Here is a 17,847-nt window from a genome sequence, read left to right on the forward strand (position 1 = left end):
TACTGGGTGGGGCGCCGTACCGGACCCGGGTCCCGGCCGCGTCCCCTTCCGGCGGCCGACGTCCGCAAGGGGCCCGGCGTGATGGCCTGTTGGGAGCCCCGGGAATCCCTCGCGGGCCGCTCCACCGCCCGGGCAACTCAGGGAAAAAGGCATCATGATCCGCAAGCTGACCTCGTTCTCCACCCGACATCGATGGCTGACGGTCGTCGTCTGGACCGTCCTCGGGGCGGCGCTGTCCTTCGTGGGGCAGGCGATGATGTTCGACGTCACCGACTCCCAGGCCGGGGACTTCCTGCCCAAGAAGTACGACTCCGCGGTGGCGCTGCGTACGGCGGAGGAGAAGTTCGGCACCAAGCCCGACCCCAACGCCCTGACCGTGCTCGTCGCCAGGGAGGACGGCGGGAAGCTCACCGCCGGCGACCAGCGGCGGATCGTCGCCACCGCGGCCGGCCTGGGCCGGGACCGGATCGTCGCGCCGAAGCCCGAGCCGCTGCGGAAGGACCACTCGCAGACTCCGCGGGTGTCGCCGGGGGCGGTGGCCCCGGACAGGAGCTTCCGGCTCCTGACGGTGTCGTTGCACGGGAATCCCCAGGACACCGGTCTCCAGGACGTCTACAAGAAGTTCCGTCACTCCGCGCGGGAGAAGTTCGCGGACGACGAGCTGCGCGTCGGGTTCACCGGCGGCATCGCCTCCACCGTGGACGACACGGACGCCGAGGCGGCCACGGGGGAGGTCGTCTCCAGCCTGACGATGGGCCTCATCGTCCTGCTGAACGTGCTGGTGTTCCGCAGCCTGGCGGCCGCCCTAGTGCCGCTGATCGCGGTGGCGCTGATCGGCGGTGTCGCCTCGGGAGCCGTGGTCGGCGCGGCGAAGCTCACCGGTGTCGGCCTCGACCCGTCCACTCCCTCACTGATCGGCGTGGTGCTCCTCGGCATAGGCATCGACTACTTCCTCTTCCTGATGTTCCGGTTCCGCGAGCAACTGCGGAACAACCCCGGGCAGGACGCGAGGACGGCGGCGGCCGAGACGACCGGGCGGGTGGGCGGCGCGATCACGTCCGCCGCGCTGACGATCGTCGCCGCCTTCGCGACCCTGGGCCTCGCGAGCTTCGGGCAGTTCCGGGTGCTCGGCCCCGCCATCGCGGTCGCGGTGCTCGTGATGCTCCTGGCCAGCCTCACGCTGATGCCCGCCCTCCTCGCCGTGCTCGGCCGCGGCATGTTCTGGCCGGCGCGCGCGTGGAAGAAGGAGCGCACCGGCGGGCTCGCCGCGCGCCTGGGCCACGCGGTGAGCAGCAGGCCGCTGCGGTACGCCCTCGGCAGCCTGGTGCTGCTCGGCGCGCTCGGCGCGGGCGCGCTGGGCATGAAGATGAGCTACGACCAGCAGGGGCTGCACGAGACCGCGGCGGTCAGGACGGCCGAGCAGATCTCCCGCAGCCTGCCCGCGGGCGTCTCCGACCCGCACACCGTGTACGTACGCAGCACCGACGGCGCTGAGATCAAGGCGAGTTCACTCACCGGGATGACCCGGTCCCTGGGCAGGACGGAGGGCGTCGGACAGGTGGGCAGGCCGGTGCTCAGCAAGGACCGCACCGCCGCGCGGGTCGATCTGTTCCTGAGCGTCGAGTCCGCCTCGCAGAAGGCGCGCGATCTGATCTCGGGACCCGTCAGGGAGACGGCTTCACGGACCGCCCCGCGGGGCACCGAGGCCCATGTCACGGGAACCGCGGCGGTCTTCGCCGACATCTCGACGGCCGTGGAGAAGGACCTGCGCCTGGTCTTCCCGGTCGCGGCGCTGCTGATCGCGGTGATCCTCTTCCTGCTGCTGCGCTCGCTGCTCGCCCCGGTCGTCCTGATGATCGCCGTGGGGCTCGGCTTCCTGGGCACCCTGGGCGCGAGCACCCTGGTCTTCCAGCACGGCCTCGACCGCCCCGGCGTCTCCTTCACGCTGCCCCTGGTGCTGTTCCTCTTCGTCGTCGCCCTCGGCACCGACTACAACATCCTGATCACCGACCGGATCAGGGAGGAGATGGCGAAGCCGGTGACGGCCCGGCGCGCGGTGGCCGAGGCGGTGCGGCACACCGCACCCGCCATCGCCACGGCCGGCATCGTGCTCGCCGGTTCCTTCGCCAGTCTGGCCGCGAGCCCCGCGACCCAGGAGATCGGCTTCGCCACCGGCCTGGGCATCCTGCTGTCCTCGCTGGTGCTCTCCCTGGTCCTGGTGCCCGCGCTGGCCGCGGTCCTCGGCCGCGGGCTGTGGTGGCCGCGCCGGCCGGAGCGGACGCCGGACCGCGGCCACGAGCCGCGGGAGCCGTTCCGCTCGCCCGCCGCGGGTCCCGAAGCGGCCCAGTGGGACCGCGACTGGGACACCGTCCTGCTCAGGTCGGATCAGCGGGGTCATGGGTGATCAGGTCTCCGGGCTGGCACCGCAGGACGTCGCAGATCCTCGAAAGGGTCGAGAAGCGGATGGCTTTGGCCCGCCCGTTCTTGAGCACGGAGAGGTTGACGACGGTGATGCCCACCTGCGCGGAGAGTTCGGTCAGGGTCATGCCGCGGTCGGCGAGCACCCGGTCCAGGTGGATCCGGATCGAGTGGGATTCCTCTTCGGGCATCAGATGGTCCCTTCGAGGTCCTCTCGCATGCGAACACCCTCGCGCATGACCTTACCCATGATCACGGCGGCGAGACCGGCGAGGGCGGGCTCCAGTGATCCGGCGAACGTCGGCCCGGAGCCCACGGCAGGCGCCATGCTGCCGACGAGCCAGGAGTGGGACCAGCCGACGACGAGACTGGCCACCGGCATGCCGATGGTCACGAACCAGCCGAGCCTGGTGAGCTGTTGAGCCACGGCGTCCGTGAAGGGCCCCTGCCGCAGGGCCGTCTCCAGGAGCCGGGAGAAGAGCAGCAGCGCGAGGGCGATGAACAGCAGCCAGGGCAGCGCGCCGCCGAGTTCGGCGGCGCGCTGCGCCGCGGAGGGGCCGTCCTGGCAGAGGCGGGCGGCACTGCTGGCGGCCTGCACGCCCCGGGCGGTCCCCAGATCGTCCTTGAGTGTGGCGTTCTGCCAGAAGCCGGTCTCGGTGCAGACCGCCCCGTTGTCGAGCAGGTGCGTGACCGCCGTGCCGGCGAAGGCGAGCCCGGCGAGGATCGCCAGCCCGAAGGTCACCGAGGCCAGAGTCCTCGTCAGTCGTGAGTTCATTGCGTCCCTCCCTATCGAATTTCGATATGCCCACGGTAGGGGAGCATATCGATATTCGACAAGTCGGGGCCGCCCGTGCCTGCGGCCGGGGCGTCACACCGCGACCGACTCCTCCATCTCCTCCTCCTGGGCCACCCGCTCCTCGACGGCCGCACGCGGGGTATCGGCAGGGGGCGTCGCCGTCCGCTGCCGCCGCTCCCACAGGGCCGCGACGGCGACGATCAGCAGGCCGGCGACGAGCCAGCAGGCCAGCGTCCAGACGTGCCCGCTCAGGCCGTGGCCGCCGAAGTAGAGGTGGCTGCGGATGCCCTCGACGAAGCCCGCGCCGTTCCAGAACGCGTGCAGGGAGCCGAAGAAGCCGTTCTGCAGCTCGGGCCGGAAGAGCCCGCCGGACGTCGTGAAGTTGAGCATCACGAAGAGCACCATCATCGCCAGCGTCGTCCAGCGCTTGAGGAACGTGTGCAGGCCGATGCCGATGAAGAGGATTCCGGCCGCGTACAGCCAGGCCATGGCCCACACGCCCCACAGCCCCTGGTGCACCAGGTGGAAGATCGGCCCCGCGAGCGCCGCGCCGATCAGGCTGACGGCGAAGGAGACGCCGACGACGAGGCCCGCCCGGGCCCGCATCCGCAGCCCCGCGCCCGCCGCGCCGAGCACCGCCACCGAGGCGTACGAGCCGATGCTCACGGCGACGAGCAGGAAGAACAGGCCCTGGCCCGTCGGGTCGTCGTCGACCGGCGGGGCCACGTCGGTGACCTTCAGCGGCGCGCCCTGTCCGGCGGCGACGGGTGTGAAGATCTTCTGCGCCGCCGTCGCGCTCATGTCGGACCCCGCGGTGGCCACGATCAGCTCGGGCGACTTCGCGTCCGGTACGTAGGCGCCCGCTATGTCCTGGGACTTGAGCGCGTCGACGGCCTGCTCGCGGGAGGTGAGGGTGCGGACGTCCAGGGCGTCGCCCGCCTTGTCCTTGACGGTCTGCGCGAGGACCTGGGCCTGCGGCCCCTGTCCGACGACGGCGATCGGCATGTCGTTCGGCTCGGGCGTGACGAACGCGCCCATGTAGGCGAGTCCCATGCCGAGGCACATCAGCAGGGGTGTGACGAGGTGGAGCAGGACATGGCGCAGCGCGTCACGCAGTCGGGGGGCGGGTTCCGCGGTGGCGGACATGGGGCTTCTCCGGTCGATCGACAGATGGTTGGTATATACAACTCTTCTCTGTGTTGTACTCTACAACCATTCGTGGAGAGGGAGAAATCGTGACCGATCGAGACGGGGCCCGGCCCGGTGCGCGGGATGAGTCCATCGAGGTCATCCAGCGTGAGATGACCGCGTTCGCCCGGCGGGCGCGCGCCACCGCCGCACGGATGCACCCCGAGCTTTCGCTCGTCTCCTTCACGCTGCTCAGTCATCTGGAGGACCAGGGGGGCTGCCGGGCCACTGACCTGGCGGCGCACTACACCCTCGACAAGTCGACGATCAGCAGGCAGGTGGGGGTCCTGGAGAAGGCCGGGCTCGTCGAGCGGCGCCTGGACCCCGCCGATCACCGGGTGCACGTACTGCACCTCACCGACCGGGGCAACGAGGTGCTCGCACAGGTGGGGGGTGCGCGCCGGGTCGCGTTCCAGGAGCGGCTCGGGGGGTGGAGCGAGGCGGATCTGACGCGGTTCGCCGGGTATCTGCTGCGGTACAACGAGGCGGCGGCCGGTGAGGGAGGCGTCGAGTAGCGGGACGCGGTTGAAGGGGCGGAATGGGAGGGGCGGACCCCGAGGGGTGCGCGCAATATTGCACGAGACGTCTCGTCTCGTTTATGGTCGGGGCATGACCGCACCCCGGACCGCCCACATCGCCATGTTCTCGATCGCCGCCCACGGGCACGTGAACCCGAGCCTCGACGTCATCCGTGAACTCGTCGTCCGCGGCCACCGCGTCACGTACGCCATCCCGCACGCCTTCGAGGAGAAGGTCGCCGAGACCGGTGCCGAGCCCCTCCTCTACACGTCGACGCTGCCGTCACCCGACGCCGACCCGGAGGCGTGGGGCACCGAACTCATCGACAACCTCGAACCGTTCCTGACCGACGCGATGGCGGTCCTGCCGGAGCTGGCCCGCGCCTTCGAGGGCGACGAGCCCGACCTCGTCCTGCACGACATCACCTCCTACCCGGCACGCGTCCTCGCCCGCCGCTGGGGTGTCCCCGAGATCTCGCTCTCGCCGAACCTCGTCGCCTGGGACGGCTACGAGGAGGAGGTCGCCGAGCCGATGTTCGCGGAGCTGAAGCGGTCCGAGCGCGGCCGGGCGTACTACGACCGTTTCACCGGCTGGCTCGCCGAGAACGGCGTGACCCAGCACCCGGACGCCTTCGTCGGCCGGCCGCCGCGCTCGCTCGTCCTGATCCCCAGGGCGCTCCAGCCTAACGCCGACCGCGTCGACGGGAGCGTGCACACCTTCGTCGGCGCCTGCCAGGGCGACCGGGCGGCGCAGGGCGACTGGGAGCGGCCCGCCGACGCGGAGAAGGTGCTGCTCGTCTCGCTCGGTTCGGCCTTCACCAAGCAGCCCGCCTTCTACCGCGAGTGCGTCAAGGCCTTCGGGGACCTGCCCGGCTGGCACGTCGTGCTCCAGGTCGGCGGCCACGTCGCGGCGAGCGAGCTCGGGGAGGTGCCCGCCAACGTGGAAGTACGTTCCTGGGTACCGCAGTTGGCCGTCCTCAAGAAGGCCGACGCCTTCATCACGCACGCCGGTGCGGGCGGCAGTCAGGAGGGTCTCGCCACCGCGACGCCGATGGTGGCCGTGCCGCAGGCCGTGGACCAGTTCGGCAACGCCGACATGCTGCAGGGGCTCGGCGTCGCCCGGCACGTGCCCATGGCGGAGGCCACCGCCGAGACGCTGCGCGAGGCCGTCCTCGCCCTGGCCGGTGACCCCGAAGTGGCGCGCAGGCTGCGGGAGATCCAGGCCTCAATGGCGGGTGAGGGCGGCACGGCGATGGCGGCCGATCTCATCGAGGAGGAGCTGGCGAAGGCGCGGGCCGACCGGGCCCGGCGTAACGCTCAGTGACGTGTTTCGGTAACAGGCCGGTCATTCGGTAACGCTCAGGTAACGCGCCACCGTCCTGGAAGGGCCATTGACTCGCCCTGAAGGGTTGACCGTTACCCCCGGCCAAAGGTTGCACGGCCGAGATCTTGTTCCTCGGGTGAACCTGTTCCTAGCGTGGGGTGAACTTTCGCCGAACGCCAGGAAGTTGACCCCCATGCGTCGAGACATACCGCCCCTCGCCGAGGTGCGCCGCATCACCCAGAAGAAGCGTGACGCGTGGTGGACCGTGTTGCTTGTCGACCCGGTCGCCACGCCGCTCGTGCGGTTCACCGCGATGCGGACGCGGCTCACGCCGAACCAGATCACCTGGGGGGCGTTCCTTCTCGGCCTCGGCTCGGCGGCGTGCTTCGCGTTCGGCGACTGGAAGTGGCTCGCCCTCGGCGCGGTCATCTACCACATCAGCTTCATCTTCGACTGCATGGACGGCAAGCTGGCCCGGCTCACCGGGCAGGGCTCCGTCTTCGGCGCCTGGCTCGACTTCGTCTTCGACCGCATCCGCGTCATGGTGTGCGGCGTCGCGCTGATGTGGGGCCAGTACGACCGCACCGGTGACACCTTCTACATCTGGCTCGCGCTCGTCGTCGTGGCGCTCGACACCCTGCGGTACATCAACTCGCTGGAGATCTTCAAGATCCGCCACTCCATGCGCAAGCAGATCAAGGCGCGTGTGCGGGCCGCGCGCCGTGCGCAGAACGAGGCGGAACTCGCCTTCATGGAGGACCTGCTGCGGGACAACCCCTCGGCGGACATCGAGCAGGACCTGCAGCGCGCCGCCGGTGAGGCCCCCTACGAGCAGCACGAGCAGTCGGCCGCGGCGGGCGACGCCGACGGCGAGTCGGCCCCGGCGCCGAAGCCCCAGGTGATCGACCTGCACCAGGAGTTCCGCCGGAAGTTCCCCGCCTACCTGCGGGCCCGCTCCTTCCTGCTGCGGCACCGCATCCGCGCGCACCTGGTGAGCGGCATCGAATTCCAGATGGGCGTTTTCATGATCGGCCCGCTCTTCGACGTGGTGATGCCCGCGACGATCGTCTCCGGGGCGCTCCTTCTGGTCTTCGAACTCGCCATCATCTACAAACTGCTTCTTTCCACTCGGGATTTCACCCGGACCATCGACTCCTTCGAGGCGGAGAAGGTGCTCACGACGGCCTGAACCGCGTTTCTCGCGCACCGGGCGGGCTGGAAATCTCCAGCCCGCCCGGTGGTGCGTGTGGGGTGTAAGGGGCTTGCTGTTACCGGGAGTTGGGGTGGCGGCCGCCCGGGATGTCCGTTCCAGTGCGACAGATCCGGTTTGTTATTACAGAACCTTGTTGAACAAGTCACAGCTGCATGAAGGTATTGATCTGCGCGCGTCAATCAGACAGGGTTTCGTCCCAACACCCGGAGATCTTCCGGTCGTCGAGGGGGCGTCGCGCGGAACTTGTTGCTGCGGCAAACCCTTGGCACAACAGCTGAATACCCCCCACATCCCCCCACATTCACCACGAGGAGACCCCTCTTCATGGCAACTCACAAGCGTGCCCGCACGATGAAGCTCACCGCGGCGATAGCCACCACCGCCACCGCGGTCGGTGTGACCGTCTTCGCCACCTCCTTCGCCGGCGCGGCCACCCCCGCCGAGGGCAAGGTCTACGGCGCCGACGCCAAGGGCGCCGTCGCCGGCAGCTACATCGTGATGCTCGACGAGAAGGCCGACAAGGGCACCAAGTCCGACCTGGCCGAGGAGTACGGCGGTTCGCTCAAGCGCGACTACTCCTCCGCCATCAACGGCTTCTCCGCCAAGGGCCTGAGCGAGACCGAGGCCAAGCGCCTGGCCGCCGACCCGGCCGTCGGCAAGGTCGTCCAGTCGAAGAAGTTCTCCATCGACGCCACCCAGGACAACCCGCCGTCGTGGGGCCTGGACCGCATCGACCAGGCGGACACCGCGGGCGACAAGAAGTACACGTACCCCGACGCCGCAGGCGAGGGCGCCACCGCGTACGTCATCGACACCGGTGTCCGCGTCAGCCACAAGGACTTCGGCGGCCGCGCCACCTCCGGCTTCGACGCCGTCGACAACGACGACAACGCCGACGACGGCAACGGCCACGGCACGCACGTCGCCGGCACCATCGCCGGTGACGCGCACGGCGTCGCCAAGAAGGCGAAGATCGTCGCCGTCCGCGTCCTGGACGACCAGGGCTCCGGCACGACCGAGCAGGTCGTCGCGGGCATCGACTGGGTCACCAAGAACCACAAGGGCCCCTCCGTCGCCAACATGAGCCTCGGCGGCGGCGCGGACGAGGCGCTCGACGCGGCCGTCCAGAAGGCGATCGACGCGGGCGTCACCTTCGCGGTGGCCGCCGGCAACGAGTCGACCGACGCCTCCCAGGGCTCCCCCGCCCGCGTGAAGGACGCGATCACGGTCGCCTCCTCCACCAAGGACGACGAGCAGTCCGACTTCTCCAACTACGGCTCCGTCGTGGACATCTACGCCCCCGGCTCGGACATCACGTCCGACTGGAACACCGGTGACGACGCCACCAACACCATCTCCGGTACGTCGATGGCGACCCCGCACGTCGTGGGCGCCGCCGCCGTCTACGTCGCGGGCCACCCGGACGCCAAGCCCGCGGACGTCGCCAAGGCGCTGACCGACGGCGCGACCGCGGACAAGATCTCCAACCCGAGCGAGGGCACGCCCAACAAGCTCCTGAAGGTCGTCGAGTAATCCTCGCCGCCCACTGAGCCGCGGCCGTCGTGCCCACCCCCACGGGGCACGGCGGCCGCTCTATCGTGTGCGCATGGCGATCAAGACATACGCGGCGCTGCTGCGCGGCATCAACGTCGGCGGCCACAAGAAGGTGCCCATGGCCGAACTGCGCTCCCTTCTGGAGGGGCTCGGCCACAGCGGGGTGCAGACGCATCTGCAGAGCGGCAACGCGGTCTTCACCACCGACCACGGCGACGAGGAGTCACTGGCCGCCGAGGTGCGGGCGGCCATCGAGGGGCACTTCGGCTTCGCGGTCGACGTCCTGGTGCGCGACGGCGCGTACCTGCGGGCGGTGGCCGACGCCTGCCCCTTCCCCGCGGCCGACCTGGCGGCGAAGCAGCTCCACGTCACCTACTTCTCCGCCCCCGTCGACCCCGGCCGCTTCGCGTCCGTCGACCAAGAGGCGTTCCTGCCCGAGGAGTTCAGACTCGGTGACCGCGTCCTCTACCTGTACGCGCCCGAGGGCCTGGGACGCTCCAAGCTCGCGGTGCAGCTGTCCAGGCCCGCCCTGAACAAGGGCCTCATCGCCACCAGCCGCAACTGGAACACCGTCACCCGACTCGTGGAGATGACCCGTGACTGACCGTTCCCCGGCCGCCCCCACCCCCGCCGTCGAAGCCGCCGTCGAGGGTGAACTGCGCCTCCTGGACCCCGAAGTGCGCGCCTCGCCCGAGCTGTTCGGGGCGCTGCTGCACCCGGAGTTCACCGAGATCGGGGCCTCCGGCACCCGGTGGGACCGCGCGTCGATCGTCGAGGTCCTCACGGCGCACCCGGCCCCGGGCGGCCGCCCCACCACGACCTCCGGCATGCGCGGTGTCCAGCTCGCCGACGACCTGGTGCATCTGACCTTCGACACCGACAGCAACGGCCGTCGGGCGCACCGCAGTTCACTGTGGCGGCGCACGGAGGACGGCTGGCTGCTCTGGTTCCACCAGGGCACGCCGTTCGACGGGGACTGAACTGCCTGGTCACCCCCTGTCGCGGACGAGAAGTGGCCCACGGGAGCGGGGTGTCAGTGGCCCACGATCGGGAGCCATTCGACGGATAGGGTCGGAGCATGACGAAGAGCACGACGAAGACGGCCGCAGCATCCGACACCTCCGCACCGACCCGCGTCGACTTCTACTTCGACCCGGCCTGCCCGTTCGCCTGGATCACCTCACGCTGGATCCTGGAGGTCGAGCTCCACCGCGACCTCGACGTCCGGTTCCACGTGATGAGCCTCTTCTTCCACAACGAGGGCAACGAACTCCCCGCCTGGTACCGGGATCTGGTCGACCGCTCGCTCATCCTGACCCGGGTCGCCGCGGCCGCCGCCGACCGGCACGGCGAGGAGGTCCTCCGCGACCTGTACACCGCCTTCGGCACCCGGGTCCACCAGGACAAGAACGAGGACTTCGAGGAGGTCGCCGCGCAGGCCCTGGCCGAGCTCGGACTCCCCGGCGACCTCGCGGCCGCGGCACACGACGCCTCGTACGACGCGGCGCTGCACCGCAGCCACGACGCGGGCAAAGACCCGGAGGCCGACGGGTACGTGGGCACGCCGACGATCCACGTCGACGGCACCGTCTGGTTCGGTCCCGTCCTGCGCGCGATCCCGCGCGGCGAGGAGGCCGCCCGCCTCTTCGACAGCTTCCGCGTCCTCGCGGGCCACCCGGACTTCTTCGAGCTGAAGCGCACCCGCACCGGAGGCCTCGACTTCTCCTGAGATCAGGCCGGGCGGATCCGCGAGGTGAGCTGGAGGGTGACGGCGCCGCTCTCCTCGGTGACCGCGCGGGTCTGGGTGAAACCGAGGCGCTTGAGCACGGAGAGGGAGGGGGCATTCTCGGAATCGACGGTCGCGTGCACCTCGGCCAGTCCCAGGGTCTCGTGCGCGTACGAGGTGAGCAGCCGCGCCAGCTCCGTGCCGAGCCCGAGGCCCCAGCTCGCCCGGTTCAGGCCGTAGACGATCTCGTGGCCGTCGAGCCAGGACTCCGGGGAGGGCTTCACCTCGGCGTGGCCCACATAGCGCCCCTCGTACCGGACCGCCCAGACGGGAAAGCGCTTCTCCGCGTAGACGATGCTGAATATCCGGCCGAACAGCGCGTGGTCGGCCGCCGCGCTCTGCATGCCGTCCCCGAACCAGCGGCCGACGGCCTCGTCCTGGAAGAGCGCGACGAAGTCGGCCTCGTCGGCGGCGACGTAGGGCGCGAGGCAGAGCCGGGCGGACCGCAGTTCGGGAGTCATCGCGTGACGGTAAGGCGGCGGGCCCGGGTACGGCAAGCGGTTTCACCACCGGTTCCGGGGGCCCCGCTCACCCCACCGCGCGCGGCAGCCCGATCGGGTTCGGGAACGGCAGGACGTCCGAGTCCAGGATGCGCCGGGCCGCGGGCTCCAGGGCGGCGAGAAGGTCGTCCACCTCGCCCTTGGTCAGCGGGTGCAGCAGCCGCGCCGCGAGCCGGTCAGTATCGTCCTCGATCAACTCCCGCTCCGTGACACCGCTTTCCGTGACCCGGCCCGTCGCGTCGAGCAGCCCCCGGCCGCGCAGCCGGTCCACGGACCGCGCCCACTCCTCCTCGCTCCAGCCCCGGTCCTGCCGGATGCCGGCCGGGTCCACCCGGTCGGTCGAGGCGGCCAGGGCGAGGCTCTCGCAGGCGTCCAGGCCGTGATCGGCGAGGACGGCCACATGCGCGTCGCCCCGGAACTCCCGTACGCAGGTGGCGAGTTGCCACAGCCGCTCCACGGGGTCGGCGCGCTGCGCCAGATCGCGGTTGGCGGCGAACAGCGGGCGGGCGAGCGGCGGCGCGTCCTCCACCATCGCGGCCAGGGGACCGTTGACCACCGCGGCCAGCGCGTCGACGGTCGGGACCAGGTGGCGCAGGGCGGCGGCCGTGAGCCGGGCGCGCTCCTCGACGACCCGGTCCGGCGACGTGTACTCCCACGCCGAGGGCAGCGAGCGGGCCACCATGCCCGGCGCGAAGACACCGAGTGCCGCGGCCGCGACCCCCGGACCGACCCGGCCCATCGGCGCGGTGCGGGCGGCGAAGTACCCCATCCAGAAGCCCTTGAGGCCCACGGCCCTGCCGAGACCTCTGCAGCGTTCCTCGAAGTAGACCACCGCGTGCAGGGGTTCGGTCCGCAGCCACAGGGTGCGCGCTCGGCTCGGGGTCATGAACCCACAAGCTAGGCCAGTGCGGGAATCCGCGCCAGGGGAGCAACCGGGCAGTTGCCCGGCGCATAGGCCTCTTCGTAGCGCCGTACGAGCAGTTGGGCCACCTCGGGGGCCGGGCCGAGGACGTCGGCCAGTACATCGGCGTCGGCCGCGCCCCGCGCGATGCGGTCCGGCAGGAAGCCGGGGGCCAGGACGTACGGGGCGACGGCCACCCGCCGCACCCCGGCCACGGCCCGCAGTGCCCGCACGGCGTCCTCCGTGCGGGGCAGGGGTGCGGAGGCGAACGCAGGCCGCACGGCGCACCAACCGGTGTGCCGCCACTCCCGCGCGATGTCAGCGATCACTGCGATCGCCTCCGGATCGGAGGACCCCGCCGAGGCCAGCACGACCCCGGTCGAGGACTTGTCGGCGGGGTCGAGCCCCGCCTCGTACAGCCGCTGGTCCAGGGCGGTCAGGAGCAGCGGGGACGGGCCGAGGACCGCGGCCTGCCGGATGCGCAGCCCGGCCGGGGCGTCCCGCAGCACCGCGGGGATGTCCGACTTCGCGTGGAACGCGCGGGTCAGCAGGAGCGGCAGGGCCACCACATCGCGCACGCCCTCGGCCGCGAGCCGGTCGAGGACCCCCGGGACGGTCGGGGCGTCGAAGTCCAGGAAGCCCGTCTCGACGCGCACCCCGGGGCGCAGCGCGCGCACCCGGCGCACCAGCGCGTGCACGGTCTCGGCGTGCCGCGGGTCGCGGCTGCCGTGGGCGATGACGAGGAGGACGGGACGGTGCACGGTGGTTCAGCTCCTCACCAGAAGGCCGCGGCTGCGCAGGACGCGCCGCTCCAGCGGGCTGAAGATGAGCAGGTCGATGGCGATGCCGACGATCAGGATGAGGAAGATCGCGAGGAAGACCATCGACATGGAGCTGGCGTTGCGGCCGTTCTCCAGGAGCTGGCCGAGGCCCACGCCGAGGTCGGGCGAGGAGGCGATGATCTCGGCGGCCATCAGCGAGCGCCAGGAGAACGCCCAGCCCTGCTTGAGGCCCGCGAGATAGCCGGGCAGCGCCGCGGGGAGCACGATGTGCCAGGTGTGGCGCATGCCGGTCGCGCCGAGGGTGCGGCCCGCGCGCAGGAACAGCGGCGGCACCTGGTCGACGCCCGACACCAGGCCGTTGGCGATGGAGGGCACGGCGCCGAGCAGGATCACCGCGTACATCATCTGGTTGTTGAGGCCCAGCCAGATCACGGCCGGCGGCACCCAGGCCACCGAGGGCAGCGACTGGAGGCCGGAGAGGATAGGGCCGATCGCGGCCCTGACGAACCGCACCCGCGCCACGACCAGGCCGAGCGGCGTGCCGATCGCCAGGGCGAGCAGGAAGCCGAGCAGGCCCCGCGAGACGGAGGTCCAGATGTAGTCGAGGAGGATGCCCTGCAGCCAGGCCTCGCGCACCTCGTCCCAGACCGCGGTCGGCGACGGCAGGTTGCTCGGGTCGTCGACGACCTTGAAGGAGACCAGCGCCTGCCAGACCACCAGGACCAGCAGGACCGCGGTGACCGGCGGCAGCACCTTCTGAACCAGGACCTCGCGCACGGGGGGCCTGGTGGGTCCCGCGTGCGTCTCCAGGGCGTCCAGGCCGGCCTCCAGACCGGCGAGGTCCTGACCGCCCCCGGACGCCTTGACCGGACCGGTCGACGTGTCAGTGCTGACCATGGCGGCGGATCTCCCCACGCAGTTGTTCGGTGATCTCGACGGACAGTTCCGCCACGGCGGTGTCCTCGATGCGGCGCGGGTGGTCGATGTCGACCCGCCACTCGTGCGCCACCCGGCCGGGACGCGAGGAGAGGAGCACGACGCGCTGCGCCAGGCGCACGGCCTCACGGACGTTGTGCGTGACGAAGAGGACGGAGACATCCGTCTCGCGCCAGATGCGGGTCAGCTCGTCGTGCAGCACGTCCCGCGTGATCGCGTCGAGCGCCGCGAACGGCTCGTCCATCAGCAGCAGCCTGCTGTCCTGGGCGAGCGCGCGGGCCAGCGCCACCCGCTGGCGCATGCCGCCGGACAGCTCGTGCACCCGCTTGCCGTACGAGCCCTGCAGCCGGACGAGTCCGAGCAGTTCCTCGGCCTTCGGCCGACGCTCCGGCTTCGGCACGCCGCGCAGCTTCAGGGCGAGTTCGATGTTCTTGCCCGCGGTCAGCCACGGGAAGAGGGCGTGCTCCTGGAACATCAGGGCCGGGCGGCCGTCCGTCGTGATGGCGCCCGCGGACGGCTCGTCGAGCCCGGCGACCAGGTTGAGCAGCGTCGACTTCCCGCAGCCGGAGGCTCCCAGGAGGGTGACGAACTCGCCCGGCGCGACATCGAGCGTGATGTCGTCCAGGACCAGCTGGGGCCCGGCGGGACCGCCGAAGGACTTCGAGACGTGCTCGATCCGGGCGGCGTGCGCGGCCGTGGTGCGGGCGTCCTCCGCGGCCTTGGCGAGGGTGGTTGCCATGGTCGTCACCTCCTGGGGTCTGGTCGGCTTCCGGGCTTACTTGACGCCGAGGCCGGCGTCGTCGACCGGGGACTCACCCGCGGCCTTGAGGACCTTGTTCAGCGGGCCGAGATCGTAGATGCCCTTGAGGTCGGGCTTCTCCAGGAGGCCGGCCTTGACCGCGTGGTCCGCCTCCGCGTCGAGCGTCGCGGCCAGCGGGTCGTCGGTCGTCCTGATGGACTTCCAGGCCGGGTCGAGCACCTCGGGGGGCAGCGGCTTGCCGACGTCGGCCTTGAGGCGGGCGTTGGCGGCGGCCTTCGCCTTCCGCGGGTTCTTCGCGATCCACGCGTTGGTCTTCACGGAGCCGCGCAGCACCGCCTCCACGACCTTGGGGTGCTTTTCCAGGAACTCCTGGCGCACGATGATGTTCGTGATGACGAACTTCTTGTCCGGCCACAGGTCGGCCTCGTCGAGCAGCACCTTGCCGCCCTCGGCGACCAGCTTGGACGCGGTCGGCTCCGGCACCCAGGCGCCGTCGACGGAGCCGGACTTGTAGGCGTCCGGGGTGATCTTGTTGTCGGTGCGGACCACCGACACGTCGCCCTTGCCGCTCTGCGCGTCGACGTCCCAGCCCTGTTCGGCGATCCAGTTGAGGAAGGCCACGTCCTGGGTGTTGCCGAGCTGCGGCGTCGCGATCTTCTTGCCCTTGACGTCCTTCAGCGACTTGATCTTCTCGGGGTCGACCACGAGCTTCACGCCGCCGGACGCCGAACCGCCGATGATCCGCAGGTTCTTGCCCCGCGACTTGGTGTAGCCGTTGATGGCGGGCGACGGGCCGATCCAGCCGATGTCGATCGCGCCCGCGTTGAGCGCCTCGATCTCCGAGGGGCCCGCGTTGAACTGGGAGTACTTCGCCTCCGTGCCGCCGAGCTCCTTCTGGAGGAGGCCCTCCTGGTGGCCGACGAGGGCGGTGGCGTGGGTGAGGTTCGGGAAGTACCCGAGCTTCACGCTGTCCAGGCCGTCGATCTTCTCGGCCCCGGCGGCGATCTTGGACTTGCCGTCGTCGGCCGGGTCGTTCTCCGAGCCGTAGCCGCAGGCGCCGAGCGCCAGGGCCAGCAGGGGGAGCGCCGTCAGGGCGGCGATTCGGGTTCGTGGGGCAGGCACGGGAGGGGTTCCTCTCGTTGGCCCGGAGCTCACGCCGTCAGGGCGTGGCCGGGAGGTCGGCAGGTCTTCGTCGTCGTGGACGTCGTCGTACGGGGCGTGCGTGGGCGCGCATGCGGTGCGCGTACGTCAGCGCGCACATCGGGCCACTCCGCCCTGTCCGCTGCCGAGGGCGCCGCTGCCGATGCGGCCGCCCTCCTTCGCGAACGTCGCGAACACGTCGGCGTACCCCATGTCAGAAGTCCCAGCCCTCGTCGTCCGCGGGGGAGTCGGCCTCCGCCACGGCCTCGGCGGCCGCGGCGAACGCGTCGCCCGCCATGCCCGCCGCGAGCGTCGTGCCGTCCGCCGGGTCGATCAGCAGGAAGGAGCCGGTGCGGCGCGAGTCGGCGTACGCGTCGAGCGCGAGGGGCTCGGCGGTGCGGACCCGCACGCGGCCGATGTCGTTGGCGACGAGCCGGCCGGGCTCGGGGTGCTGGGAGAGGTCGTCGAGGGTGAGCCGCGAGGGGATCTCCTTGACGATGGCCTTGACGGTGCGGGTGGTGTGCTTGAGCAGCACCCGCTGGCCGACGGTGAGGGCGGTGTCCGCGACGTGGCAGACGGTCGCCTCGATGTCCTGCGAGGTCGGCGGGGTGTCGCCGCTCGGCACGAGCAGGTCGCCGCGCGAGATGTCGATGTCGTCCTCGAGGAGCAGGGTGACGGACTGCGGCGTCCAGGCCACGTCCACCGCCGTGCCCAGGAGGTCGATGCCGGTGATTTTCGAGCTGCGGCCCGAGGGCAGGACGGTCACGGACTCGCCGACGCGGAAGGCGCCGGCCGCGATCTGGCCCGCGTAGCCGCGGTAGTCGGGGTGTTCGGCGGTCTGCGGGCGGATCACGTACTGCACGGGGAGCCGGGCGTGGCAGGTGGAGAGGTCGTGGCTGACCGGGACCGTCTCCAGGTGTTCCAGGACGGTCGGGCCGCCGTACCAGTCCATGTTGGAGGACGGCTCGACGACATTGTCACCGGCCAGCGCGGAGATCGGGATCGCGGTGATCTCGGGGACGCCCAGCTCGCTCGCGTACGCGGTGAACTCCTCGGCGATCTTCGCGAAGACCTTCTCCTCGTAGGCGACGAGGTCCATCTTGTTCACGGCGAGGACGACGTGCGGGACGCGCAGCAGGGCCGCGACGGCGGCGTGGCGGCGGGTCTGCTCGATGACGCCGTTGCGGGCGTCGACCAGGACCACGGCGAGGTCGGCGGTGGAGGCGCCGGTGACCATGTTGCGCGTGTACTGCACGTGGCCGGGGGTGTCGGCGAGGATGAACCGGCGCCGGGCGGTGGCGAAGTAGCGGTAGGCCACGTCGATGGTGATGCCCTGTTCCCGCTCGGCGCGCAGGCCGTCGGTGAGCAGGGCGAGGTCGGGGGCCTCCTGGCCGCGGTCCTGCGAGACCCGCTCCACGGCCTCCAACTGGTCGGTGAGGACCGACTTGGAGTCGTGAAGCAGGCGGCCCACCAGCGTGGACTTTCCGTCGTCGACGGAGCCCGCGGTGGCGAACCGCAGCAGGGTGGTGGCCGACAACTGCTCGGTGGAGAGCGGCTGTACCGGCTCGGTGGTGCTGTTGCTCATGGTTAGAAGTACCCCTCGCGCTTGCGGTCTTCCATCGCGGCCTCGGACATCTTGTCGTCGGCGCGGGTCGCGCCCCGCTCGGTGAGCCGGGAGGCGGCGATCTCGGCGATCACCGCGTCCAGCGTGGTCGCGTCGGAGTCGACCGCGCCCGTGCAGGACATGTCACCGACGGTCCGGTAGCGCACCAGGCGCCGCTCGACCCTCTCACCGGCCTTGGGACCGCCCCACTCCCCGGCGGTCAGCCACATCCCCGCCCGCTGGAAGACCTCCCGCTCGTGCGCGAAGTAGATCCCGGGCAGCTCGATGCCCTCCCGGGCGATGTACTGCCACACATCCAGCTCGGTCCAGTTGGAGAGCGGGAAGACCCGCACGTGCTCACCGGGCGCGTGGCGGCCGTTGTAGAGCTGCCACAGCTCGGGACGCTGACGGCGCGGATCCCACTGCGA

Annotated in this window: 19 protein-coding genes; 8 read left to right on the plus strand and 11 right to left on the minus strand. The window is 71.0% G+C overall.

Features of this window, described 5'->3' with window-relative positions:
- The first annotated feature begins 154 nt into the window (after positions 1-154).
- A complete protein-coding gene (locus tag ACZ69I_RS28890) occupies positions 155-2,404 on the plus strand; it encodes an MMPL family transporter (RefSeq protein WP_470835531.1) in 2,250 nt (749 codons plus the stop codon).
- Here the strand turns inward: ACZ69I_RS28890 and ACZ69I_RS28895 are convergent.
- The 3 genes from ACZ69I_RS28895 to ACZ69I_RS28905 form a co-directional block, all read right to left on the minus strand.
- Complete coding sequence (locus ACZ69I_RS28895) at positions 2,376-2,609, minus strand: helix-turn-helix domain-containing protein (RefSeq protein WP_470835533.1); 234 nt, start codon at positions 2,607-2,609, stop codon at positions 2,376-2,378. The two genes, ACZ69I_RS28890 and ACZ69I_RS28895, sit on opposite strands and share 29 nt — an antisense overlap.
- Entirely contained in the window at positions 2,609-3,193 is a 585-nt protein-coding gene (locus ACZ69I_RS28900) for a DUF2975 domain-containing protein (protein WP_470835535.1), read from the minus strand. Before ACZ69I_RS28900 ends, ACZ69I_RS28895 begins: the two co-directional genes overlap by 1 nt.
- A 93-nt stretch (positions 3,194-3,286) precedes the next feature.
- Positions 3,287-4,360, minus strand: coding sequence for a hypothetical protein (locus tag ACZ69I_RS28905; protein WP_470835537.1), 1,074 nt, complete (start codon positions 4,358-4,360; stop codon positions 3,287-3,289).
- Positions 4,361-4,515: 155 nt separating this feature from the next.
- Between ACZ69I_RS28905 and ACZ69I_RS28910 the strand changes: the two genes are divergently transcribed.
- From ACZ69I_RS28910 to ACZ69I_RS28940, 7 genes are all read left to right on the plus strand, one after another.
- Positions 4,516-4,917, plus strand: a complete 402-nt coding sequence (locus tag ACZ69I_RS28910) for a MarR family winged helix-turn-helix transcriptional regulator (protein WP_470835561.1) — start codon at positions 4,516-4,518, stop codon at positions 4,915-4,917.
- 94 nt (positions 4,918-5,011) lie between these two features.
- Complete coding sequence (gene mgt / locus ACZ69I_RS28915) at positions 5,012-6,244, plus strand: macrolide-inactivating glycosyltransferase (RefSeq protein WP_470835539.1); 1,233 nt, start codon at positions 5,012-5,014, stop codon at positions 6,242-6,244.
- A gap of 193 nt (positions 6,245-6,437) precedes the next feature.
- Entirely contained in the window at positions 6,438-7,433 is a 996-nt protein-coding gene (locus tag ACZ69I_RS28920; RefSeq protein WP_470835540.1) for a CDP-alcohol phosphatidyltransferase family protein, read from the plus strand.
- Positions 7,434-7,781: 348 nt separating this feature from the next.
- Positions 7,782-8,990 carry a S8 family peptidase gene (locus ACZ69I_RS28925; protein ID WP_470835541.1) on the plus strand — a complete coding sequence of 403 codons (1,209 nt, stop codon included), beginning with the start codon at positions 7,782-7,784 and terminating at the stop codon, positions 8,988-8,990.
- Between the two features lie 73 nt (positions 8,991-9,063).
- The gene (locus ACZ69I_RS28930; protein ID WP_470835543.1) at positions 9,064-9,615 is read left to right on the plus strand and encodes a DUF1697 domain-containing protein; all 552 of its coding nucleotides are present in this window, start codon (positions 9,064-9,066) and stop codon (positions 9,613-9,615) included.
- Positions 9,608-9,991, plus strand: coding sequence for a nuclear transport factor 2 family protein (locus tag ACZ69I_RS28935; protein WP_470835544.1), 384 nt, complete (start codon positions 9,608-9,610; stop codon positions 9,989-9,991). Before ACZ69I_RS28930 ends, ACZ69I_RS28935 begins: the two co-directional genes overlap by 8 nt.
- Positions 9,992-10,089: 98 nt before the next feature.
- Positions 10,090-10,740, plus strand: a complete 651-nt coding sequence (locus ACZ69I_RS28940) for a mycothiol-dependent nitroreductase Rv2466c family protein (protein WP_470835546.1) — start codon at positions 10,090-10,092, stop codon at positions 10,738-10,740.
- Positions 10,741-10,742: 2 nt separating this feature from the next.
- Here the strand turns inward: ACZ69I_RS28940 and ACZ69I_RS28945 are convergent, their stop codons facing one another.
- From ACZ69I_RS28945 to cysD, 8 genes are all read right to left on the minus strand, one after another.
- Positions 10,743-11,258: a GNAT family N-acetyltransferase gene (locus tag ACZ69I_RS28945; RefSeq protein WP_470835547.1), complete on the minus strand. Its 516-nt coding sequence runs from the start codon at positions 11,256-11,258 to the stop codon at positions 10,743-10,745.
- 67 nt (positions 11,259-11,325) lie between these two features.
- Complete coding sequence (locus ACZ69I_RS28950; RefSeq protein WP_470835548.1) at positions 11,326-12,183, minus strand: SCO6745 family protein; 858 nt, start codon at positions 12,181-12,183, stop codon at positions 11,326-11,328.
- 11 nt (positions 12,184-12,194) lie between these two features.
- Positions 12,195-12,959 (minus strand): sirohydrochlorin chelatase, encoded by a 765-nt coding sequence (locus ACZ69I_RS28955; protein WP_470835549.1) that lies wholly within the window; start codon positions 12,957-12,959, stop codon positions 12,195-12,197.
- A 6-nt stretch (positions 12,960-12,965) separates the two neighbouring features.
- The gene (locus ACZ69I_RS28960) at positions 12,966-13,877 is read right to left on the minus strand and encodes an ABC transporter permease (RefSeq protein WP_470835551.1); all 912 of its coding nucleotides are present in this window, start codon (positions 13,875-13,877) and stop codon (positions 12,966-12,968) included.
- Complete coding sequence (locus ACZ69I_RS28965) at positions 13,864-14,655, minus strand: ABC transporter ATP-binding protein (RefSeq protein WP_467680448.1); 792 nt, start codon at positions 14,653-14,655, stop codon at positions 13,864-13,866. The genes ACZ69I_RS28960 and ACZ69I_RS28965 overlap by 14 nt, the downstream gene beginning before the upstream one ends.
- 36 nt (positions 14,656-14,691) lie before the next feature.
- Positions 14,692-15,798, minus strand: a complete 1,107-nt coding sequence (locus ACZ69I_RS28970; protein WP_467680450.1) for an ABC transporter substrate-binding protein — start codon at positions 15,796-15,798, stop codon at positions 14,692-14,694.
- A gap of 232 nt (positions 15,799-16,030) precedes the next feature.
- A complete protein-coding gene (locus tag ACZ69I_RS28975) occupies positions 16,031-17,401 on the minus strand; it encodes a sulfate adenylyltransferase subunit 1 (RefSeq protein ID WP_470835552.1) in 1,371 nt (456 codons plus the stop codon).
- A 2-nt stretch (positions 17,402-17,403) separates the two neighbouring features.
- The coding region (gene cysD, locus ACZ69I_RS28980) for a sulfate adenylyltransferase subunit CysD (protein WP_470835554.1) at positions 17,404-17,847 on the minus strand (444 nt) is incomplete at its 5' end.

The organism is Streptomyces sp. NPDC036815 (genome assembly GCF_055609205.1).